23 protein-coding genes are annotated in these 22,199 nt (G+C 68.9%); 10 read left to right on the top strand and 13 right to left on the bottom strand.

What is annotated here, in order from left to right; genetic code table 11:
* Positions 1-17: 17 nt before the first annotated feature.
* A complete protein-coding gene (locus KO481_RS35125) occupies positions 18-935 on the bottom strand; it encodes a LysR family transcriptional regulator (protein ID WP_308166898.1) in 918 nt (305 codons plus the stop codon).
* Positions 936-1,096: 161 nt separating this feature from the next.
* Here KO481_RS35125 and KO481_RS35120 point away from each other — a divergent pair, with 161 nt between their 5' ends.
* The gene (locus KO481_RS35120; protein ID WP_215922820.1) at positions 1,097-1,750 is read left to right on the top strand and encodes a PadR family transcriptional regulator; all 654 of its coding nucleotides are present in this window, start codon (positions 1,097-1,099) and stop codon (positions 1,748-1,750) included.
* A 191-nt stretch (positions 1,751-1,941) separates the two neighbouring features.
* Entirely contained in the window at positions 1,942-3,147 is a 1,206-nt protein-coding gene (locus KO481_RS35115) for an FAD-dependent oxidoreductase (protein WP_215922819.1), read from the top strand.
* A 69-nt stretch (positions 3,148-3,216) separates the two neighbouring features.
* Here KO481_RS35115 and KO481_RS35110 read toward each other — a convergent pair whose 3' ends face one another.
* Entirely contained in the window at positions 3,217-5,214 is a 1,998-nt protein-coding gene (locus KO481_RS35110) for an MDR family MFS transporter (protein WP_308166897.1), read from the bottom strand.
* A 239-nt stretch (positions 5,215-5,453) separates the two neighbouring features.
* On the opposite strand from KO481_RS35110, the gene KO481_RS35105 reads away from it, so the two are divergent.
* The 3 genes from KO481_RS35105 (at position 5,454) to KO481_RS35095 (ending at position 7,260) form a co-directional block, all read left to right on the top strand.
* Positions 5,454-6,329 carry an oxidoreductase gene (locus KO481_RS35105; protein WP_215922817.1) on the top strand — a complete coding sequence of 292 codons (876 nt, stop codon included), beginning with the start codon at positions 5,454-5,456 and terminating at the stop codon, positions 6,327-6,329.
* 50 nt (positions 6,330-6,379) lie between these two features.
* Complete coding sequence (locus tag KO481_RS35100) at positions 6,380-6,808, top strand: transcriptional regulator (RefSeq protein WP_215922816.1); 429 nt, start codon at positions 6,380-6,382, stop codon at positions 6,806-6,808.
* A 137-nt stretch (positions 6,809-6,945) separates the two neighbouring features.
* Entirely contained in the window at positions 6,946-7,260 is a 315-nt protein-coding gene (locus tag KO481_RS35095) for a DUF3817 domain-containing protein (RefSeq protein WP_215922918.1), read from the top strand.
* Between the two features lie 34 nt (positions 7,261-7,294).
* Here KO481_RS35095 and KO481_RS35090 read toward each other — a convergent pair whose 3' ends face one another.
* On the bottom strand, positions 7,295-8,053 hold the full coding sequence (locus KO481_RS35090; RefSeq protein ID WP_215922815.1) for a DUF4184 family protein: 759 nt from the start codon (positions 8,051-8,053) through the stop codon (positions 7,295-7,297).
* A gap of 122 nt (positions 8,054-8,175) precedes the next feature.
* On the opposite strand from KO481_RS35090, the gene KO481_RS35085 reads away from it, so the two are divergent.
* Positions 8,176-9,072: an NAD(P)H-binding protein gene (locus tag KO481_RS35085; protein ID WP_245401973.1), complete on the top strand. Its 897-nt coding sequence runs from the start codon at positions 8,176-8,178 to the stop codon at positions 9,070-9,072.
* Positions 9,073-9,264: 192 nt separating this feature from the next.
* On the opposite strand, the gene KO481_RS35080 is transcribed toward KO481_RS35085, so the two are convergent.
* The 9 genes from KO481_RS35080 to clpS form a co-directional block, all read right to left on the bottom strand.
* The gene (locus tag KO481_RS35080; RefSeq protein ID WP_215922814.1) at positions 9,265-9,870 is read right to left on the bottom strand and encodes a non-canonical purine NTP pyrophosphatase; all 606 of its coding nucleotides are present in this window, start codon (positions 9,868-9,870) and stop codon (positions 9,265-9,267) included.
* Positions 9,870-10,634, bottom strand: a complete 765-nt coding sequence (gene rph / locus KO481_RS35075) for a ribonuclease PH (protein WP_215922813.1) — start codon at positions 10,632-10,634, stop codon at positions 9,870-9,872. The genes KO481_RS35080 and rph overlap by 1 nt, the downstream gene beginning before the upstream one ends.
* A 192-nt stretch (positions 10,635-10,826) precedes the next feature.
* A complete protein-coding gene (locus tag KO481_RS35070; protein WP_215922812.1) occupies positions 10,827-11,591 on the bottom strand; it encodes a cyclic nucleotide-degrading phosphodiesterase in 765 nt (254 codons plus the stop codon).
* A gap of 71 nt (positions 11,592-11,662) precedes the next feature.
* Positions 11,663-12,394, bottom strand: coding sequence for a rhomboid family intramembrane serine protease (locus KO481_RS35065; protein WP_245401972.1), 732 nt, complete (start codon positions 12,392-12,394; stop codon positions 11,663-11,665).
* A 66-nt stretch (positions 12,395-12,460) separates the two neighbouring features.
* Positions 12,461-13,423 carry a PLP-dependent cysteine synthase family protein gene (locus KO481_RS35060; protein WP_215922811.1) on the bottom strand — a complete coding sequence of 321 codons (963 nt, stop codon included), beginning with the start codon at positions 13,421-13,423 and terminating at the stop codon, positions 12,461-12,463.
* A 3-nt stretch (positions 13,424-13,426) separates the two neighbouring features.
* Positions 13,427-13,705 (bottom strand): MoaD/ThiS family protein, encoded by a 279-nt coding sequence (locus KO481_RS35055; protein WP_215922810.1) that lies wholly within the window; start codon positions 13,703-13,705, stop codon positions 13,427-13,429.
* Positions 13,706-13,735: 30 nt separating this feature from the next.
* A complete protein-coding gene (locus KO481_RS35050) occupies positions 13,736-14,158 on the bottom strand; it encodes a M67 family metallopeptidase (RefSeq protein ID WP_308166896.1) in 423 nt (140 codons plus the stop codon).
* Positions 14,159-14,366: 208 nt separating this feature from the next.
* On the bottom strand, positions 14,367-14,936 hold the full coding sequence (aosR, locus tag KO481_RS35045; RefSeq protein WP_215922915.1) for an oxidative stress transcriptional regulator AosR: 570 nt from the start codon (positions 14,934-14,936) through the stop codon (positions 14,367-14,369).
* Between the two features lie 22 nt (positions 14,937-14,958).
* Positions 14,959-15,267, bottom strand: a complete 309-nt coding sequence (clpS, locus tag KO481_RS35040) for an ATP-dependent Clp protease adapter ClpS (RefSeq protein WP_215922914.1) — start codon at positions 15,265-15,267, stop codon at positions 14,959-14,961.
* A 195-nt stretch (positions 15,268-15,462) separates the two neighbouring features.
* Here clpS and KO481_RS35035 point away from each other — a divergent pair, with 195 nt between their 5' ends.
* From KO481_RS35035 to KO481_RS35020, 4 genes are all read left to right on the top strand, one after another.
* Positions 15,463-16,776 (top strand): nicotinate phosphoribosyltransferase, encoded by a 1,314-nt coding sequence (locus KO481_RS35035; protein ID WP_308166895.1) that lies wholly within the window; start codon positions 15,463-15,465, stop codon positions 16,774-16,776.
* Between the two features lie 73 nt (positions 16,777-16,849).
* Positions 16,850-17,416: an isochorismatase family protein gene (locus KO481_RS35030; protein WP_215922807.1), complete on the top strand. Its 567-nt coding sequence runs from the start codon at positions 16,850-16,852 to the stop codon at positions 17,414-17,416.
* A gap of 93 nt (positions 17,417-17,509) precedes the next feature.
* Positions 17,510-19,453 (top strand): neutral/alkaline non-lysosomal ceramidase N-terminal domain-containing protein, encoded by a 1,944-nt coding sequence (locus tag KO481_RS35025; protein WP_215922806.1) that lies wholly within the window; start codon positions 17,510-17,512, stop codon positions 19,451-19,453.
* A gap of 77 nt (positions 19,454-19,530) precedes the next feature.
* Positions 19,531-21,591 (top strand): ATP-dependent DNA helicase, encoded by a 2,061-nt coding sequence (locus KO481_RS35020; RefSeq protein ID WP_215922805.1) that lies wholly within the window; start codon positions 19,531-19,533, stop codon positions 21,589-21,591.
* Here KO481_RS35020 and KO481_RS35015 read toward each other — a convergent pair.
* A complete protein-coding gene (locus KO481_RS35015; protein WP_215922804.1) occupies positions 21,572-22,105 on the bottom strand; it encodes a DoxX family protein in 534 nt (177 codons plus the stop codon). The two genes, KO481_RS35020 and KO481_RS35015, sit on opposite strands and share 20 nt — an antisense overlap.
* Positions 22,106-22,199: the final 94 nt, after the last annotated feature.

Genomic DNA, 22,199 nt, shown 5'->3' with positions numbered 1-22,199 from the left:
GAGGCCCGCTGGGGCCCTCACCAGCTGCGTCCGACCGCGAGCAGGGCGTCGTGCACCATGTCCACGTGTGGACGGGCGGGCGCACCGATGCGCCGGGCCAGGAAGACGGTGTTGATCGGCGGGTCGGCCGGTTCCAGCAGCGGCACCACATCGCCCGAATCCAACTGCGCAGCAATGAGATAACGCGGCAGTACGGTGACTCCCGCACCCGCCGCGACGAGCGCGGCCAGCGCGCGCAGATCGGGCGCGATCACGGCTGGTTCGGCGTCGAGGCGGGTGTCGAACACGTGCCGCCAGTAGCGTCGCAGGATCGGCAGATCGGCGGCATAGGTCAGCAGCGGCGCCGCCTCGAGGGCCGCGGGGGCGCCGCGCCGCAGGCGCTCGGTATCGATGCCTTTGGCCACGTCGGGGGCGGCGACCAGCACGAATTCCTCGTCCATCAGGGCCTCGGCGTGCACGGTGCGCCCGCGCGGCCGCACCGTACACACGGCCAGGTCGTACTGCCCGGTGCGCAGCCCGGCCAGCAGATCCTCGGCCAGACCGCTGGTCACCGTCAGCCGCACGCCCTGGGCCACCGCCGCGGCCAGCGCGGGCAGCACCAGCAGGGCCAGCATTTCGGCCGGACCCGCCAGCTGCACCGGCGGTTGCGCCGCGGGCGCCTGCACACCTCCGCCGGCGATCGCCTCGAGCGCGTCCAGCGGTCCCGCCAGTCGCGCGGCCAGCTCGTCGGCCGCGGCGGTGGGGGTCACCCCACGCGGCAGCCGCTCGAAAAGCTGCCGCCCGAAACGCTTTTCGAGTGTCTGCAGCTGGGTGGTCACCGTGGGCTGGGACAGCCCGATCAGCCGCGCGGCCGCGGTCACCGACCCCGCCCGATAGACCGCCAGGAAGGTACGCAGCTGGATCAGGTCCAGTCCGCCCTCGGCATTGCGTTCCACCGGCCCCACCTCACGCTCGAATCCGGCGCGGTCGCGGCCCGTCCGGCGCCGCGACCAACCATCGCCTCCGAGTCTATTGAGCTGCCGTCGTTTCTCCGCATCCAATACTTGCACACGAATACTCGTAGCCGTATATTTGTAGACGAATATTAGGAGGTGACATGGCGAAGAAGCGGAAGGTCGGCAACCTGCTGGCCCTGGCCGTGCTGACGACGCTCACCGAGCGGCCGATGCACCGGTACGAGATCGCAGCCCTGCTGGTCGAGCGCGGTAAGGACCGCGACATGGACATCAAGATGGGGTCGCTGTACACGGTGGTGCAGAATCTCGAGAAGCACGGCCTGCTCGAGATCGTCGGCAGCGAACGCGACGGCGCACGCCCCGAGCGCACCATCTACGCCATCACCGAGGCCGGCCGAGCCGAGGCCGTCGACTGGATCCGCGAGATCGTCTCCACCCCCGAGCTCGAGCATCACCGGTTCTCCGCGGGCCTGTCCGTCGTGGCGATGCTGCCGCCCGACGAGGTCATCGCCCTGCTCGGCACCCGGCTCGAGCGGCTGGAGCGCGATGTCGCCGCCGCCCGCGCGGAGCTCGCGAAATGCCCGCCCGAAGTGCCGCGACTGTTCCTGATCGAGGCCGAATTCAACATCGCGATCCTGGACGCCGAGATCGCCTGGGTGCGCGGCCTGCGCACCGAGCTGGCCGAGGGCACCTTCCCCCACATCGAGATGTGGCGAAACTTTCATGCCACGAACATGGCGATGTCCGAGATCGTCGAGCAGGTCGAAAGGGGGGACTTCACCCGTCCGGCCTGAATTCCTCAGGCACGCAATGAAACCGAGCCCGGCAAGGTGCGGCAACACCCCACCGGGCCCGATCGAATCACCGTCTCGAACCGCATCCGTGCAGGTGAACCCGGCCCAAGTTTGGCAACTACAGGATAACCGGGCTCCCTGTGCGTGGATCGGATCGGGCATCCACACCCATCCACAAGGGAGAAATTCTCATGTCCGCAATTCGCTCCGCACTCATCATCGGCGGCGGCGTCGCCGGTCCGGTCGCCGGCACCGCGATGCAGATGGCGGGTATCGAGGGCCGCGTCTACGAGGCCTATCCGGGTCCGGCGTACAACATCGGCAGCACCCTCGGATTCGCCGCCAACGGCCTGGCCGCGCTCGATGTCATCGGCGCGGGTGATCCGGTGCGCAAGGTGGCCCTGCCGATGCGCCACACGGCAATGTCGTTCGGGCACAAGACGGTCGAGATGCCCGGCCTGACGGGCATCGAACCGCTGCAGGTGGTCGAACGCGGCGATCTGCACCGGGTGCTGCACGATCACGCCGTCGCCGCGGGTGTCCCCTTCGAGTACGGCAAGCGCCTGGTCGGCGTCGAGGAGCACGCCGACGGCGTCACGGCGCGGTTCGCCGACGGCAGTAGCGCCACCGCGGACATTCTGATCGGTGCGGACGGCATCAAGTCGCAGGTTCGCACGCTGGTCGATCCGAATGCCCCCGAGGCGAACTACACCGGACTGCTCGGCTTCGGCGCCAACACCGACTGCACGATCGATGTCCCCTCGGAGACAATGATTTTCGCATTCGGCAAGAATGCCTACTACCTGTACTACGCGCTGCCCGACGGCCGGGTGGGGTGGGGTGCGAACCTGCCGAACAAGGAGTACATGAGCATGTCCGAGGCCCGCGCGGTGCCCAGCGAGGACTGGCTGCGCATCCTGCGGGAGACCTACGGCCAGGACACCCCGGGCGGCGAATTCGCCCGCAATACCCGCCCGGAGGATCTGGTCGTCATCGGCGGAATGCACATCATGCCGCCGGTCCCGACCTGGTACCGCGATCGGATGGTACTCGTCGGCGACGCGGTGCACGCCCCGTCCAACAGCACCGGCCAGGGGGCCTCGCAAGCCATCGAATCGGCGATTCAGCTGGCCCGCTGCCTGCGCGACTTCGACGATCCGGCAACGGCTTTCGCCGCCTACGAGCGGATCCGCCGGCCCCGGGTGGAGCGGATCGCCGCGCGTGGCGCGAAGATCAACCACAGCAAGACCCTGGGCCCGGTGATGCGCCGGGCGCTGCCGATGCTGATGCCGATGGCCACCAAGATGGGGTTCGAGAAGACGATGCGCCGCGAGCAGAGCTACGTCATCGACTGGGATGCCCCGGTGAACGAGACGGCCGAGCTCGCCATGGCGTGATCCAATTGGACACAACCGCGTGAGGCATGCGGGCGTCGGAATACCTTTCCGCCGCCCGCGTTCGCGGGTTCAGACCCGGGCCGCGGTCAACATCTCCGGCCGGTCGGATTCGTCCAGGAGTTTGGTGGCGATATTGTCCAGCGCCTGGTCCAGCAGCGCCCGATCGCCGGGATTCGCGCAATCCCAGTCGTCGATCCGGCTGCACAGCCAGGTGCGCCAGGCGGCTTTTATGCGGTCGGACTCCTCGTGGCCGCGCTCGGTGAGATGTATTCGCGGACCGTCGAATTCGATGGTGCCCAGCGCAAGTGCCTTCTCGTACACCGGTTCCAGCACCTCCGGCGGCACCCAGTGCGCCCGGGCGATGGCCACGAGCGTGGCCTCACCGCGCGCCCGGCGCAGCATCTGGACCTGCCCGATCGCCCACGCCTGGTCGCGCGTCAGCGAGGTGCCCGAGGACGCCAGGATCAGCGGACCGGGGGCCTCGTCCGTGCGCATCCGGCGCATCAGGCCGGCCAGCGATTGTTCCAGCAGCACAACGCGATCGGGCGATTCCGGCATCGAGAATCCGCCGCCCATGTCCGTGGCCTCGCCGCGCATGCTGTCGCGCAGCGGCACCTCCTGGAGGAACCACGCGACCACGAAGCCGACGATGGCCACCGGCACCACCCACCGGAACACGTGATCGATCGAGGCGGCGTAGGCGTCGATGATCGGATTTGCCTGGGCCTCGGGAAGTTTGCGCAGCAGCTGTGGGTTCTGCGCGGCCATCGGGGGCACCCCGGGCACCTGCTCGAGCGCGTGGCGCAGGTTGGGCCCGATCTGGTTGTTGTACAGGGTGCCGAAGATCGCGGTGCCGAATGTGCTTCCCAGCGTACGGAAGAAGGTCACCCCGGAGGTGGCGGTACCCAGGTCCGCATACGGCACCGTGTTCTGCACGACGATGGTGAGGACCTGCATCGACAGCCCGATACCCAGGCCCAGAATCAGCATGTACAGCGATTCGCGCAGGACCCCGGTGCCCCGGCCCATCGTCGACATCAGCCCCAGCCCGACCGCCATCACCGCGGTGCCGACGATCGGAAAGTACTTGTAGCGCCCGGTCTTTCCGACCACCTGACCGGACAGGATCGAGGTGGTGAACAGGCCCACGACCATCGGCAGTGTCCGCACGCCCGACATGGTGGCCGAGACGCCGTCGACGTACTGCAGGTACGCGGGCAGGTAGGTCATCGCGCCCAGCATCCCGAAGCCGACGATGAACGACAGGATCGAGCAGACGGTGAAGACGTTGCTGCGGAACAGGTGCATCGGCAGCATCGGCTCGGCGGCCCGCAGTTCGACCAAGACGAAGGCCGCCAACAGGATCGCCGCGGCGACGAACAGCCCGAGGATCGTCGTGGATCCCCACGGATACTGCTGCCCACCCCATTCCAGCCCGAGGATCAGACAGCTCACCCCGAGCGCGACCAAGGCGATGCCCGCATAGTCGATGATGGGCCGAATCACGGTGCGCACGTGCGGAATCGCCCGCGCCGCGACGGCGATCATGACGATCGCGAGCGGGACGTTGACGTAGAAGCACCACCGCCAGCTCAGGTGATCGGTGAACAACCCGCCGAGCGTCGGCCCGACGACGGTGGTGATGCCGAAGACCGCGCCGAGCGCGCCCTGGTACTTGCCGCGGGCGCGCAGCGGGATGACATCGGCGATCAGCGCCATGGCGGTCACCATCAGCCCGCCCGCGCCCACCCCCTGGATCGCGCGCGCGACGATCAGCAGCAGCATGCCGTTCGACAGGCCGGCGATCATCGACCCGACGATGAAGATCAGGGCGCTGAGCTGGAAGACGAGTTTGCGTCCGAACAGGTCGCCGAACTTGCCCGCCAGCGCCGTGGCTACCGCCTCGGCCAGCAGATAGGAGGTGACCACCCAGGCCATATGCCCGGAGCCGCCGAGATCGGCGACGATTGTCGGCAGCGCGGTGGCCACGATGGTCTGATCGAGCGCAGCCATCAGCAGGCCGAGGGCGACGGTGATGAAGACGACGTTGGCCCGGGCACTGGTCACGGGCGCAGGAGAATCGACGACCGCCGGGGCACCTGCCATTAGCTCAGTATGTGCCGGTCGTCACTATTCCGTCGGCAAGACACGTAAAATGCGCAGTGCGCTCCAAGATCAGCTATCCCACCGCATCCGGCGCGTGATCCTCCGAGTTCAGCGCTTCCACCGGAACTTACTGTTAAGTAAGATAGTATCGCGAGGCAGTGCACCGCTGCCCGGACGACTCCAGCAAAGGTCCCGAAGCCATGGCGTGGAAGCCCACCGAAATCCCCGATCAGACGGGGCGCACGTTCGTGATCACCGGCGCCAACGGCGGCATCGGCAAGCAAACTACCAAGGTGCTGGCGGGCAAGGGTGCGACGGTGATCATGGCCTGCCGCAACACCACCACCGCCCAGCAGGTCGCCGACGAGATCGGCGGCGACATCTCGGTTTCGGCGCTGGATCTCTCCGATCTGTCCTCGGTCCGGGAATTCGCCGAGCGCACCGGCGAATTCGACGTGCTGATCAATAACGCCGGGCTGATGAACATTCCGTTCTCGCGCACCCGCGACGGATTCGAAACCCAATGGGGCGTCAATCATCTGGGGCATTTCGCGCTCACCGGCCTGCTGCTGGACCGCATCGGCGATCGCGTCGTCACCCTGGCCAGCATCGCGCACCGCCAGACGCCCAAGCTGTGGATCGACGATCTGAACTACGAAAACCGCCGCTACCAGCGCAATCTCGCCTACGCACAGGCCAAGCTCTCGAATCTGATGTTCGCCCGCGAACTGCAGCGGCGCCTGGCCGAGTCCGGATCGTCCAAGCGCTCCTACGCCGTGCACCCGGGTGTCTCGCCGACAGACCTGTTCACCCGCACCGAGACCCTGGTCGACCGGATCGCCAAGCCCGCGGTCGCGCTGATCGGCCACTCCCCCGCGCGTGCCGCGCACTCGAGTCTGTTCGCCGCCACCATGCCCGACGCCGACCCGAACACGTACTGGGGTCCGACCCGGCTGTTCGGCAGTCAGGGCCCGGTGCAGGCCTCGCCGTCCAGCAAGCTGTCGCAGAACCGCGACCTGTGGCGGCGGCTGTGGGAGGAGTCCGAGCAGCGCACGGGCGTGACCTACAAGTTCTGACCCCCGACCTGTTCCTACGGACCGTGTAGTAGACGAGTACCGTAGATGCCGTGTCCGCTCCACACCGCCGCCCGGCCCTGATCATCCTGGTGATCGTCGCCGCGCTGACCTGCCTCGCGCTGGGCTGGTGGCAGTGGACGCGGTTCGAATCCGGGACCGGGACCGGGCAGAACCTCGGCTACGCGCTGCAGTGGCCGTTGTTCGCCGGGTTCGTGGTGTTCGCCTACGTGCGGTTCGTGCGGCTCGAGCGCGAGTCCGACGTCCCCGAGGACGAGCGTCCCGCACCGGTGAAGCCGGCCAAGCAGCGCGAGATACCCGAGGGCATCCTGCCCGAACGCGCGGCGCACACGCGCCGCGAGGACGATCCGGTGCTCGCCGAATACAACCACTACCTGGCCGAACTGAACGCGCAGGACCTGCGCGAACAGGTGCGCGCCGCCGGGCTCGAGGCCCGCGAGACCGAGAGGAGCGCCGGTTGAGCGCCAGCGACAACACCGACACCGCCGCAACCGAAGTGCGGGACGCCGAGCCCGCCGCCCAGGTGCAGCCGGCAGCCGCCCCCACCCCGGCGTCGGCCGTCGTTCCACCGACACCGGCCGCCGCCCCCCGCCCAGCGATCAGCGCGAAGAAGGTCCGTCCCGCCTTCCTGCGCTACCGCACCCTCGCCTGGGCCACCGGCACCTGGCTGCTGCTGCTCTGCGCGGAGATGATCGCGAAGTACGGCTTCGGCGTCCACACCCCGAACTGGATCGCGGTCGTCCACGGCTGGGTCTACTTCGTCTACCTGATCGTCACCGCCGACCTCGCGATCAAGGTCCGCTGGCCCCTCGGCCGCACCATCGGCACCCTCCTGGCAGGCACCATCCCTCTGCTGTCGTTCTTCGTCGAACACGTCAACGCTAAGCAGGTCAAGCAGACCTACGGCCTCTGAGGTCGTTGCACGATCAACTGCAGGGCCGACCTCACTATCTGGCAGTGACGGGTGCGCGGCGGTAGGTCGCCACCGCACCGGCCAGGAGGGACAGGGCGGCTACATAGAGCAGCCGGACGCCCAGGACAAAGGGCTGGAACGGCAAGGGCATGAGGGGAAGCAGGGCCAGCAGCAACGCCGCCGTCACGCCTGTCGACAGCCAGAAGAGTTTCGGTGCGCGGGGGACGTTTCGGGGCTCGCCGTGCCAGATTCGCAGCAGTCCGCGGCGGCCGATGTAGTAGAACAGCGCGACCGCGAGCACCGCACCGAGGCAGGTGGATGTCTGCTGGAGCAGATACCACCAGGGCCTGCCCAGCAGGCTCGGATGCAGCAGCGCGGGGAATCGGGCTACTCCCCAGCCGTGACCACCGGCTGGGTCGTGGGTGAACCCGTCCCAGAAGATGTGGGTGAGTGCGCCGATCAGGATCGAATAGACGGTGACGTACCAGCGGTATCGGACGTCACCGAGTACGCCGTAAGCGGGAAGGTCGAACCCGCCCAGGCGCGGTAGGTGCGCGGCGATCTGCGGGGCGGACCGGCGAATCACTGTCGTCGCCACGATGCCGAAGGGCAGACACCACCACAGCAATGCCACCGGGGTGTGCGTCTCGGGCATGGAGAAGAATCCGGCGACAGGGTAGGACGCATCGGGAACCGCCGAGCCGACCACCAGCGCGACGCCATCCAGTCGATGCGGCCATCGAATCTTCAGGGGGAGCACGGGTAGCGCATGGGATGGAAAGGTCAGCGGCACGCGCGGAGTGTATCTGTGCCCTTCGCGCCCGCGCCTGAACGTTGAACTGTTTCACGATTTTTCGAGTGACTCGGTGGTGACACGCTCGAGGAAGTTCGCGAGTAGTATGATTCTCGTATTATATGAGATCCAGTGAAGCTGCGTGGGCGGCTCGCTGGAAGGCGGGAAGGTCGGTCATGTTCGTCGTCATCGGGGCCACCGGGGTGGTCGGTCGGGAAGTCGTTGCACAGCTGGGAACGGCGGGCGTGAAGGTCACCGCCGTGACCCGCAACCCGGCGGTGGCCAAATTGTCACCGGGAACCGTTGTGGTTCAAGGTGATCCGGCGTTGTCGGACATCCCTCGCGAAATATGGGACGGCGCCGAGGGGGTATTGCTGTCGTCTCGCGCCGCGATCGCGACGGCACCCGAAATACTCGCGGCCGCAGCCGATCACGGAGTTCGCCGAGTGGTGGTCGTCTCGGCGGCGACAGTCGAGTATCCGGCCGGTGAGCCGCGGTTCGTTGCGGGATTCCGGGCGCTCGAGGCCGCGGCCGAGGAATCCGGTCTGGCGTGGACTTGCTTGCGCTGCAGCGACTTCGACGCCAATGCGCTGAGCTGGGTACCGCAATTGCGGGGCGGGGACGTGGTGCGCGGCGCGTACGGTGCGGCCGCCACCTCGCCGATTCACGAACGCGATATCGCCGCGGTGGCGGTGCGCGCGCTGACCGAGGACGGGCACGAGCGCGGTCGCTACGTGCTCACCGGGCCGGAGTCGCTGACCCAGTACGACAAGGTCCGCATCCTGGGGGAGGCCACCGGGCGCGACCTGTCGTTCGCCGAACTGGCTCCCGAGCAAGTGCGTGCCGCGATGCTGGCGCAGGGCTTGCCCGAGGAGGTTCCGGCACGCCTGCTCGGTTCACTGGCGGATTACGCGCGCGTCCCCGGTCCCACCACGCACACCGTCGCCGACCTACTCGGCCGCCCCGCCCTCGATTTCGCCGCCTGGACTACCGAGCGCGCGACCGCGTTCACCCGCTGAAAGGCCGATCGTGTCGGAGATGGAAGCCACGCCGATGCCCGGGATCGCCTCTGTCACAACCGAATCGGTCCGATTTCGGTGGCGATCCCGGCCAGCGCGTAGCGGGCCGCGACCCCACCCAGCGGATGCACGCACGACCGCTCGCGACCAAGGACAGCAGTTCGGGCACGGCTCACCGAGTGCGCGGCTGGGCTACTGCGCGAGGGCGGCCAGCGCCGGGAGGAGTGCGCGCAGCGCGCGGCCGCGGTGCGAGGCCGCGTCCTTCTCGGCGGGGGTGAGTTCAGCGCTGGACTGGGTGCCGCCGTCCGGGACGAACAGGGGGTCGTAGCCGAAACCGGCCTCGCCCGCGGGCTTGCGGGCGATGCGGCCGGGCCATTCGCCCAGGGTGACGACCTCGCGGCCGTCCGCGACCAGGGCACACGCGGAGACGAAGCGGGCGCCGCGGCGCTCATCGGGGACGTCCGAGAGCTGGCCCAGCAGGAGGTCGTTGTTGGCGGTGTCGTCGCCGTGGCGGCCGGACCAGCGCGCCGACAGCACGCCGGGCATGCCGTTCAAGGCGTCCACCGACAGGCCCGAATCGTCTGCGACGCAGGCCAATCCGGTGGCCGCGGCGCCGTCACGGGCCTTGGCCAGCGCGTTCTCCTCGAAGGTCGCGGCGGTCTCGGGGGCCTCGGGGAACGGCGGCACCTCGTCCAGGCCGACAACCTCGAGGCCCTCGATGCCCGCCTCGGCGAGGATGCGCCGCAGCTCGCCGAGCTTCTTCGCGTTGCGGCTGGCGACCAGCACCCGTCGCGGCATTACTTGCGCTTCTCCGGCTCGGGCAGCACGCCCGGATACGGCTGCGCGAGAGCGGCTTTCTGCACCGCGAACAGCTGCTCACACCCGGCCAGCGCGGAGTCCAGCATCTTGTCCAGGGTGGAGCGCGGGAAGGTGGCGCCCTCGCCGGTGCCCTGGATCTCGACCAGGGTGCCGGTATCGGTCGCGACAACATTCATGTCGACCTCGGCGCGCGAATCCTCCTCGTACGGCAGGTCCAGCCGGACCCGGCCGTCGACCACGCCGACGCTCACCGCGGCGATCATGCACGAGATCGGCTGCGGGTCGGCCAGCCGACCGGCCGCCGCGAGGTAGGTGACCGCATCGGACAGCGCCACGTACGCGCCGGTGATGGCGGCGGTGCGGGTGCCGCCATCGGCCTGCAGCACGTCGCAGTCGATGGCAATGGTGTTCTCGCCGATCGCGGCCAGGTCGATGCAGGCCCGCAGCGAGCGGCCGACGAGCCGGCTGATCTCCTGGGTGCGCCCGCCCACCTTGCCCTTGACGGACTCGCGGCCGCTGCGGGTGTGCGTGGCCGCGGGCAGCATCGCGTATTCGGCTGTCAGCCAGCCCAATCCGGAATCCCGACGCCACGGCGGCACCCCGTCGGTGACGCTCGCGGTGCACATCACCCGCGTCTGCCCGAACTCCACCAGCACCGACCCCGCCGGGTGCGTAGTGAATCCCCGGGTGATCCGGACCTCGCGGAGTTGATCGTCCGCCCGACCATCGGCTCGTCTCGACACAAGTCAGCAGCCTAGTGGAGCCGCTCGACCCGCAACGCCCCAGGCTCCCCCGCCACTTCAGCGCGCCGCTACTTGCACCGAGACATGCTCGTCGGGCCGGCGGATGACAGCTTGCTCCGGTTGGGCCCGTCCCGGCGAGTTACCCATGTGCTCTGCGGGCGCCGAAGTCGCGGGGAAGCGGATCGGCAACCCCTAGATGTCGAAGACCTCGCCCGGCGATACCGCGTGCACGGGACCGCTGAACTGCTCCTTCGCCTCCGCGATCACGTCCTCGCGCGAGATCCACGGCGGAATGTGGGTGAGCAGCAGTTCCCCCACCTCGGCCTGCGCGGCAACCATTCCGGCCTCGGTGCCCGACAGGTGGATGCCCGGTGGACGATTGGCCGGATCGTGTGTCCACGACGCCTCGGCCAGCAGAACGTCCGCACCCTGCGCGAGCTCGAATACCGCGGGGCACAGGGCGGTATCGCCGGTGTAGACCAGGGTGCGCCCGGCCGCGGTGGTGATCCGCAGGCCGTAGGACTCCGGCGGGTGGAGCATCCGGCGCGCGGTCACCGTGTGGCCGGCGCCGAATTCCACGGGCTCACCCTCGACCCAGGCGCGCATGTCTATCACGTCGGACCAGTCGTCGCATTCGCCGCCCACCTCCGCGGAGGCGTTGCCGATGCGCAGCGCGCTGTCCGAGGGGCCCCGCACGACAGCCCGACCGCTCGGCGGATTCGGGTGGTACCGGCGCCACACCAGCAAACCCGGCAGATCCAGGCAGTGGTCCGCATGCAGATGTGTCAGGAAGATGTCGACCGCACCGGGATCCTGGTGCCGCTGCAGCGCGCCCAACACGCCCGGACCGAAGTCGATCACCGTCGGAGTCATCTCCGGACCTGTCAGCAGATACCCCGACGCGGGGGAATCCGGGCCGGACACACTGCCCGAGCACCCGATGACGGTAAGGCGCATACCCCCATGCTCCCACGAGGAACTACTAGTCAAGAGGGAATCCCCCACTACTCGTCGGCCGGGTGCGGACGTCATCCCGACGAGGCGAGGCGGCCGAGGTTACCCCCGCGACGATGACGTTCATCCCCGGAGAGTACCCAACCGGCTACCAGTCCACCCAACGCGCCGAAAAGGTGGTCCTGCCACGAGATTCCGGGCTGACCTGGCAGTACTCCCAGCAGAATCCCGCCGTACAGCAACCCGACGATCACGCCGACGACGATCTGCCAGAGGTTTCGGGCGAACACCCCGCGCGAGATCAGGTACAGCAGCCAGCCGAAGACCAGGCCCGATGCCCCGATCGTCACCGATCGGCTGTCGCCGATGAGCCACGGCCCCAATCCGCTGATCACCCAGATGATCGCGGTCGCGCCCAGCCCCCGGCCGATGCCGGTCAGCAACGTCAGCAGCCCCAACACGATCACCGGCAGCGTATTGCCGAGCAGATGCGCCCAGCTACCGTGCAGCAGCGGCGCGAAGGCGATGCCCTCGAGCCCGTCCAGGCTGCGCGGCCGGATGCCTCCGGCGTTGTCGAGCGAATTGCCGGTCGCGGAGTTGATGGCCTCGAGGACGTAGAGCAGCGCCACGAAGCCGAGGGTGACCGCGATCGCCCGCACCCACAGCTGCTTCACCGCGGCGGAACTGCTCGCTCCCGACGCGCGATCCAGCTGCTTGCGCAGTGCCCCGATCCGCTCGGGATCGAAGGGCGACCCCATCCCAGCGGCCATCGCCGTCACCTCCTCGCGGGGCCCGGGCACCGTCATACGCCGGGTGGTCCAGGAATCGGACCTCGCTCCTACGAGCGTACTGCGCCCGGGTGACAGGACCGGCTACGCCCAGAGTTGGCCTTCGAGTTTGTCTTCCGCTTCCTCGAGGGTCCCGTCGTACGCACCCGTCGACAGGTATTTCCAGCCACCGTCCGCGACGATGAACGCGATATCGGCGCGACGACCGGCCTTCAACGCCTTGCCCGCGATCCCGAGCGCGGCGTGCAGGATCGCGCCGGTCGAGATACCCGCGAAAATGCCCTCCTGGAGCACCAATTCGCGAGTGCGGCGCACCGCGTCGTAGGGGCCCACGGAAAAGCGGGACGTCAGCACGGATTCGTCGTACAGCTCGGGTACGAATCCCTCCTCGAGATTCCGCAGCCCGTACACGAGTTCGCCGTAGCGCGGTTCCGCGGCGACGATATCGATATCGGCTACGTGCTCGCGCAGGTATCGGCCCGTGCCCATCAATGTGCCGGTCGTGCCCAGCCCGGCCACGAAATGGGTGATCTCGGGAAGATCGGCGAGAATCTCCGGACCGGTGCCGTGATAATGCGCGAGCGCATTCGCGGGATTGCCGTACTGATACAGCATCACCCATTCGGGATTCTCCGCGGCGATCTTCTTCGCCTGCGCCACAGCCTCGTTCGAGCCGCCCGCGGCCGGGGAATCGATGATCTCCGCACCGAACATGGTCAGCAGCTGACGGCGCTCGACGGAGGTGTTCTCCGGCATCACGCACACCAGCCGGTAGCCCTTGAGCTTGGCCGCCATCGCCAGCGAGATACCGGTGTTGCCGCTGGTGGGCTCGAGGATCGTGCACCCGGGTCGCAGCCGACCGTCGGCCTCGGCCTGCTCGATCATCCGCAGCGCGGGCCGGTCCTTGATGGATCCGGTGGGGTTGCGGTCCTCGAGTTTGGCCCACAGCCGCACGTGATTCTCGCCGTCCCACTGCGGGGACAGGGTGCGCAACCCCACGAGCGGCGTGTTGCCCAGGGTTTCGATCAGCGATTCGTAGCGCGCCACGAGCTAGACCGCTCCTCCGGCGACGGCGGGCAGGATCGTCACGGTGCCGCCCTCGGGCACCTCGGCCTCGAGCCCGCCGGTGAATCGCACATCCTCGTCGTCGACGTAGATGTTGACGTAGCGGTTCAGCTTGCCGTCCTTGAGCAGCCGCTCGCGCAGGCCCGCGTGATTGGTCTCGAGGTCGTCGATCACGGCGGCGAGGGTGGCGCCGCTCGCCTGCACGCGCTTCTCGCCGCCGGTGAGGGGACGCATGATGGTCGGGATGGACACGGTTACCGACATGGGTGCTCCTAAAATTTCGGTCTGAAGTATTTACGCACTCGCGTACGCGGGCACGATTCGCACGGGTTCCTCGGTGACCACGCCCTCGACGATCCGGTAGCTGCGCAGCTCGTGCTGCTCCGGGTCGCGCGTGGAGACCAGCACGTAGTGGGCGTTGGGTTCGGACGCATAGGAGATGTCGGTGCGGCTCGGATACGCCTCGGTCGCGGTGTGGGAGTGATAGACCACCACCGGCTCCTCGTCGCGGTCGTCCATCTCGCGCCACACCCGCAGCTGTTCGCCGGAATCGAAGCGGTAGAAGGTCGGGGAGCGCTCGGCGTTGTCCATCGGCACGAAACGCTCGGGGCGGTCGGTGCCCTCGGGCCCGGCGATGACGCCGCATGCCTCGTCCGGATGGTCGGCGCGGGCGTGCGCCACCATTGCCTCCACGAGGTCCGCCCTGATCTCCAGCACAGTTCGCATCCTTCCGTTCCGTCAGACGGATCCGCATCTCGGCGCGGAACGCTGTCGTCAACGGTCCAGAATATTCGGCTATTCCCAGGTCGCCGGGCTCAGGTCCCCCATTTCCCGCACCCCGCCGGGAAACTTCCTCGTCGCAATACCTGTCAATAGTTTCGCGCAGTGAGATTTATATTCCGGCACACCCGTGCCCCGGTGCGAACTACGGCGCGAGGGCCTGCAGCAGGGAATCCTGCATCCAGGTGAGCCAGTGATAGACGTCCAGATGCGGGGCGCGCGGATCGTCGGGATGCAGATGATCGGGTGTGTCGGCCTCGACGCCGATCGCGGTGCCCAGCGCCAGCCGTACGTCGTTCAGCGCGGCGAGCCAGGCGTCGGCCTGCTCGGGGGTGATCACGATCTTGCCGCCCTGTGCGGGCAGGGTGTCCAGCAGCACCGACCCGGCCGCGACCTTGTTCTCGATGATGTCGGGCTCGTGCAGGCTGCGCAGGGCGCTGTTGAGCTCGGCGCGGTCGGCGTCGGGCGAACCGGGTTCGGGGCGGTGGAAATCGGGCAGCAGCCGCGCCAGCCGCGGATCGTCGGGGGGCTCGGCATTGCCGGTACGGAGCCCGGTCAGCGCGGCCAGATCGTCCTGCGGGGCGGAATCGGCCCGGTCGGTGAGCAGCCCGGTGACCGCACCGACCAGGGAGCGCAGCACCTCCGCCTCCCGCGCATCCATCTCCGACCGCAGCTTGAGCCCGCTCAGCGAGTTCTTCCTGCTCCATTTGCGCACGAGGTAACGGTAGTCGCCCTGTTCAGTCGTCACGTTGCATGGTCGCCCAGAGGCCGGCGGCGTGCAGGCGCTGCACATCGTGTTCCATCCTGTCCCGCGAGCCCGACGACACCACCGCCTTTCCTTCGTTGTGGACCTTGAGCATGAGCTCGGTTGCCTTGCCCTTGCTGTAGCCGAACAGCTTTTGGAAGATGTATGTGACGTAATGCATCAAATTGACCGGGTCGTCCCAGACAACGGTCACCCACGGCCGATCCTCGGCCTCGAGAATTTCGGTGTATTCGACGGCCTCGGGGACCGCCTGTCCCGCCATCACCACCCTGGGGCCCATCGCGCGCACCGCGGTCCCGCTCCCCCCGCCCGGACCGACCCCGGCCCGGACGGTGTCATCCGAGGCGGCATCGTTCATGCACAGACCCATAACCCTCAGCCTACGACTCGGCTGCGGATACACAACACCCACCGCGCCCGTTTTGCACCCGCTCGTACCGAATATCCGGGCGAATCGGTGTCTACAGTGACGAACGTGGACACCACAGCTGCCGCCCCCAGTACCGCACTGCTGACCGACCAGTACGAGCTGACCATGCTCGCGGCCGCGCTGGCCGACGGTTCGGCGCACCGACAGTGCACCTTCGAGGTCTTCGCGCGGCGCCTGCCCAACGGCCGCCGCTACGGTGTGGCTGCGGGCGCCGGGCGAATGCTCGACGCGCTGGCCGAGTTTCGTTTCGGTGAGCCCGAATTGGCAACTGCCGCAGGCTTCCTGGACGCCCCGGTGCTGGAGTGGTTGCGCGAGTACGAGTTCCGCGGCGATATCGACGGCTATCGGGAGGGCGAGCTGTATTTTCCCGGCTCCCCGATCCTTTCGGTGCGCGGCACCTTCGCCGAATGCGTGGTGCTCGAGACGCTGATCCTGTCGATCCTCAACCACGACAGCGCGATCGCCTCGGCCGCGGCCCGGATGGTCAGTGCCGCGGGCGGGCGGCGGATGATCGAGATGGGCTCGCGGCGCACGCACGAGCTGGCCGCACCCGCCAGCGCCCGTGCGGCCTACCTCGCCGGATTCGATGCCACCTCGAATCTGGAGGCGGTGCGCCGCTACGGAGTTCCCGGCGCGGGTACCAGCGCACACGCGTTCACGCTGCTGCACAGCGGCCCGGACGGCGCCCACGAGGCGGCGGCGTTCCGCAGTCAGGTCCAGGCGCTGGGTATCGGCACCACCCTGCTGGTGGATACCTTCGACATCACCCAGGGGGTGGCCACCGCCATCGAGGTCGCCGGGCCCGAATTGGGCGGGGTGCGTATCGATTCCGGCGATCTGGGCGTGCTGGCGCGGCAGGTGCGCGACCAGCTCGACGCGCTCGGGGCCACCCGCACCCGCATCGTGGTGTCGGGAGATCTGGACGAATACGCGATCGCCTCGCTGCGCGCGGAGCCGGTCGACGTCTACGGCGTGGGCACCGCGCTGGTGATCGGGTCCGGCGCCCCGACCGCCGGCATGGTCTACAAGCTGGTCGAGGTGGAGGGGGTGCCGGTGGCCAAGCGCAGCAGCCACAAGGAATCCCGCGGCGGCACCAAGCAGGCGGTGCGGCTGTCCCGGCCGACCGGGACGATCGTGGAGGAGATCGTGTATCGCGCTGCCGGGCCCGCACCCGCGGCCAGCGGCTTCTCCGCCCGCGAGCTGCTGACACCGATGGTCCGCGGCGGCAAGATCGCACCGGACCGCCCCACCCTGGCCCAGTCGCGCGAGCTGGTGGCGAAGGGCCTGGTGAGCCTCCCCTGGGAGGGCTTGAAACTCTCGCCCGGAGACCCCGCGATTCCCACTACCTTCCTACAATGAATTCGCACCGCGGGCACGCCCGTCCGACCGGGCAGGGCGCCCGCATACCGGCATCGAGATGCGAGATGACCACATGACCAGAGCACTCATCGTCGTGGACGTGCAGAACGATTTCTGCGAGGGCGGCGCACTGGCCGTCGCCGGCGGTGCCGCGGTCGCCGCGCGCATCACCGAATACCTCGGCGTCTCCGATTACGCCGCGGTCGTGGCCACTCGGGACTTTCACATCGATCCCGGCGAGCACTTCTCCTCGGAGCCGGACTTCATCGACACCTGGCCGCCGCACTGCCGGGTGGGCACGCCCGGCGCGGAATTCCACCCGAATCTGGCCACCGGCCCCATCGAAGCGGTGTTCTCCAAAGGCGCCTACAGCGCCGCCTATTCGGGTTTCGAGGGCACCGCCGAATCCGGCGAGAGTCTCGCGGACTGGTTGCGCAACAAGGGAATCGACACCGTGGACGTGTGCGGTATCGCCACCGACCACTGCGTGCGGGCCACCGCGCTGGACGCGCGCGCCGCGGGCCTGCACACCCGGGTCCTGCTGGGCCTGACCGCCGGCGTCGCTCCCGCGACCACCGCATCGGCCCTGGACCGGATGCGCACCGCCGGAATCGAACTCGCCGGAACGCTGGAGTCCTGAACGGAGCGACCCACAGGCTAGGCCACGCCCCGAAGGCGCACCAAAGGGGGGATTCATCCTGCGGGCGCAGACGCACCCGGCTAGTTTGTCCGTGTGAATTACTCGACCGACCGCCATCGGGTCGGACGCGCCATTGCCGATATCACTGGGGAACCCTCCGGAGCGGGGCTACCCGGCACCGGAGCACTCGATTCGACGTCTGCCGGGGTTCGTATCCGGCTGCGCTCGCGCGCCTTCGTCTTCGCGGATCCGATCACCGACCGGCGGGTGCTGCTGATCGTCAACGACCTGTCCCTGACCGGGTCGGGCCTGTCCCGGGAGGTGCTGCGCCGCCTGGCCACCCGCTTCGACGGCGCTTACACCGAGGCGAACGTACTGATCACCGCGACCCATACCCATTGCGGGCCGGGCGGTGCGGCGCGACACCGCTCGACCGACGGGATCACACCGAGCACGTTCGCCGCGATCGTCGACGGCATCGTCGAGGCGGTCGAGCAGGCGCACGAGGACGTGGCGCCGGCCACCCTGCGCCTGTCGCGCGGCGAACTGCGCACGGCCACCGTCAACCGCTCGCGGGCCGCCTTCGATCGGAATCCGCAGGAGGACAGGGATTTCTTCCCCGAGGCGATCGACCCGCAGACGACGCTGCTGCGCATCGATCGCGGGGAGCAGCCGGTCGGTGCGATCAACTGGTTCGCCGCGCATCCCGCGCAGGCGACCGGCCCGAGCACGCTGATCGGCTCCGGGGCCAACGGATATGCGGCCTATCACTGGGAGCGGGTCGTGGAGGGCGTGGACTACCTCGCTGATCCCGATCCCGATTTCGTCGCGGCCTTCGCCCAGACCAATGCCGCTGACATGTACCCCGTTTCGGACACTCCCGCCGACGAGTTCGACGCCGCACGCGTCCAAGGGGCCCGGCAGTACGAGGCCGCCGCCGCGCTGGCCGATGCGTACATGCCGCGCATGGCCGGTGACATCGACTTCCGCCACGTGTACATCGACCTGTCCGCGGCGACCGCGGCCGCGGAGTTCACCGGGGACGGTCACGAACATCCCACGGGCCCACCGGCATTGGGCGCGGCCGCGTTCACGGGCGGGTCGTTCCGCGGCGCGATGGGCTGGGCTTCTTTTCAGGAGGACCGGAATCCCTTCTGGGACTGGATCTCCCGGAACGTGCGGTACCGCTTCTCGCAGAAGCTCGGGGATGCGCACGCGCCGAAGACGATCGCGGCGGCGGGTAAGATGTTCGCCCGGTACGCGCCGTTCGTGCCCAATGTCGTTCCGGTGCAGCTGATCCGGATCGGCGAGCTGTATCTGCTCGGCATCCCGGGCGAGGTGACCATCACCGCCGGACTGCGGTTGCGGCGCACGGTAGCGGCCGTCGTCGGCGCCGAGGTGGGCAACGTGCTGGTCGTCGGCTACGCCAACGGGCACGCGCAATACTTCACCACCCCCGAGGAATACGACGCCCAACGGCTGGAGGGGGCGAGCACGGTGTTCGGGCGCTGGCAACTGCCCGTCGTGGCGCAGGCCGCGGCGCAGCTGGCCACGGCGATGCACAAGGGCGAGTCCGTGCCACCCGGCGCCGCCGCGCCGGCCGCCCCGGCCGACCCGCCGGAGCAACCGACGACCGCGAAAACCACGCCGCCGCCGGACTTTCCGCCCGCGGGCCACCAATTCGGCGATGTGATCACCCAGCCCGCCGCCGCGTACCGCCCGGGTGAGCCGGTGCTGGTCGAATTCGCGGGCGCGCATCCGAACAACGACTCGCATCGCGGCGGCACGTACCTGATGGTGCAACGCCAGGACGCGGGCCGCTGGCGGATCGTGGCCGACGACGGCGACTGGGCGACCACCTTCGCCTGGTCGCGCGGTGCGGCCTCGAGTTCCACGGTCACCATCCGCTGGGACTCCCCGTCCGACGCCGAGCCCGGCACGTATCGCATCCGGTATTTCGGCAATGCCAGGAGCCACCTCGGCAAGCCCACGTCGTTCGCCGGCACCTCGGCCGAATTCCGGATCCAGGGCAAATAGGCGTGCCGCATCCTCGGCGGCCACGGCTCTCCCGACCGATCCGCGTGCCTGTCGGACGGTGGAAGTAGTCTTCCTGGGTGCCCGAACTTCCGCCCGTCCCAATCCTGTTGACCACCGCCGTGGAGGCGCTCGGCGGTAAGGCGCGCAAGGGCCAGCAGACCATGGCGGCCGCGGTCGCGCACTCGATCGATACCAAGGAGCACCTGGCCGTGCAGGCCGGCACGGGCACCGGCAAGTCGCTGGCCTACCTGGTGCCGAGCCTGCGGCACGCGGTGGAGTCCGGGCGCACGGTCGTGGTGTCGACCGCGACGATCGCGCTGCAGCGCCAGCTGGTCGACCGGGATCTGCCGCGCCTGGCCGAGGCGCTGGCGGGCCCCCTGGGCCGCCGCGCGAAGTTCGCGATCCTCAAGGGCCGCGGAAATTATCTGTGCCTGAACAAGATCAACAGCGTGATCCCGGACGAGGAGCCCGAGGCCGAACTGTTCGACGCGTTCGCGATCTCCCGGCTGGGCCGCGAGGTACAGCGCCTGAACGAATGGGCCTCGGACACCGAGACCGGCGACCGGGACGAGCTCTCCCCCGGCGTCACCGACCGCGCGTGGCGGCAGGTGAGCGTGTCCGCGCGCGAATGCCTGGGCAAGTCGCGCTGCCCGTTCGGCACCGACTGCTTCGCCGAGCGGGCCCGCGCCGAATCCGGCCAGGCCGATGTCGTGGTGACCAATCACGCCCTGCTGGCCATCGACGCCATCAGCGGCATCCAGGTGCTGCCCGAGCACGACGTGGTCGTCATCGACGAGGCGCACGAGCTGGTGGACAGGGTCACCGGGGTGGCCACCGCGGAGCTGTCCACCGCCGCGATCAGCGCGGCCGCCAAGCGCTGCGCCAAGCTCATCGACGAGCAGGAATTGGATCGGCTCGAGGGTGCGGCCGAGGCCTGGCACGAACTGCTCGAGGAGCTGCCGCCCGGGCGCTGGGATCAGCTGCCCGGCGGCGCCGGCCCGGTGCTGGCGCTGATCCGCGACGCGGCCTGGAACGCGCGCACGGCGCTGTCCCCTGGCGGTGCGGCCGCGCCGCAGGGCGATCCGGAGGCCGTCGCGTCCCGCAATATCGCACTCTCGGCCGTGGAGGACGTGCACGACGCCGCGGTCCGCGCGCTGACCACCTTCGACGAGCAGGACCCCGCCGCGCGCCGCGATGTGATCTGGCTGGCCGCCGACGAGGTGCGCGGCATCGCCCGCCGCACCCTGCACATGGCCCCGCTCTCGGTCGGCGGGCTGCTGCGCAGCCGCCTGTTCGGCACCTCGACGGTCGTGCTCACCTCGGCGACGCTGCAGGTCGGCGGCTCGTTCGACGGGCTGGCGATCACCTGGGGCCTGCCCGCCCAATCGCCCAACAAGGTCGACCCCGCCCTGGCCAACGGCGGCGAGGCGCCGTCGGATTCCGATGTGGTGCGCTGGAATTCACTGGATGTCGGTTCCCCGTTCGACCACGCCAAGTCCGGCATCCTGTATGTCGCCAAACATCTGCCCGCGCCGGGCCGCGACGGCCTGTCCCCGGCCTACCTGGACGAGATCCAGCGGCTGATCACCGCCGCGGGCGGCCGCACCCTGGGCCTGTTCTCCTCGATGCGCGCGGCCAAGGCCGCCACCGAGGCGCTGCGCGAGCGCCTGGACACCCCGGTGCTGTGCCAGGGCGACGACGCCACGGGCGCGCTGGTGCGCAAGTTCGCCGACGATCCGGAGACCTCGCTGTTCGGCACGCTGTCGCTGTGGCAGGGCGTGGATGTGCCCGGGCCGTCGCTGAGCCTGGTGATCCTGGACCGCATCCCGTTTCCCCGCCCGGACGATCCGCTCCTGGTCGCCCGGCAGAAGGCGGTGGAATCGCGCGGCGGCAACGGCTTCATGGCGATCGCGGCCAATCATGCGGCGCTGCTGCTCGCGCAGGGCACCGGGCGGCTGCTGCGCAGCGTCGACGACCGCGGCGTGGTGGCGATCCTGGATTCGCGCCTGGCCACGGCCCGCTACGGGTCGTATCTGCGGGCCTCGTTGCCGCCGTACTGGGAGACCGCCGATCCGGAGGTGGTGATCAAGGCGCTCGAGCGCCTCACCGCCGGGGCTGCTACTTCACGGCGAGGGTGATGAGCGCCGCCACGGTGCCGAGCACGATCGCCCCCAGTCCCCACCCGATGCCCTGACGCTGCCACAGCCGCCCGTGGTCCAGCGAGATCCGGCCCGGCCCGGAGAATCCCAGCGTGGCCGCGGCGACGATCAGCAGGATCCCCGCGTACGAGGCGATCAGGCCGTGCGGCCAGGTCACGTGCACCGCGTTGATCATGCTTCCGATGACGATCGCCGCCGCCAGCGGGGTCAGCAAGCCGAGGATGAGCAGGGTTCCACCGGTGAATTCGCACAGTCCGGCCAGGGTGCCGAACAGCTTGCCCGGGTGATATCCCATCTTTTCGAAGCCCCCGGCCGTGCCCGCCCACCCGGCGCCGTGGAACCAGCCGAACAGCTTCCCGCTGCCGGAGACGAACAGCAGCCCTCCGGCGCCCAGGCGCAAGACGAGCAGACCGATATCGATACCCGCGGACTCGGCACCGAGTCCCTCGGGCGCTGTGTGTGCGGTGCCGGGGGTGACTGTCTGTGGCCTCATGGCGGTAGGTCCTCACGATCGTACGAACGGATGCTCCCGGGCGGGAGCGACGATGTGGATCGCGATCTGAGGGTGAATACGATACAGCCCGCCC

The organism is Nocardia albiluteola (genome assembly GCF_018860155.1).
GTDB lineage: Bacteria > Actinomycetota > Actinomycetes > Mycobacteriales > Mycobacteriaceae > Nocardia > Nocardia albiluteola.
This window is presented reverse-complemented; position numbering and strand designations above follow the sequence as displayed.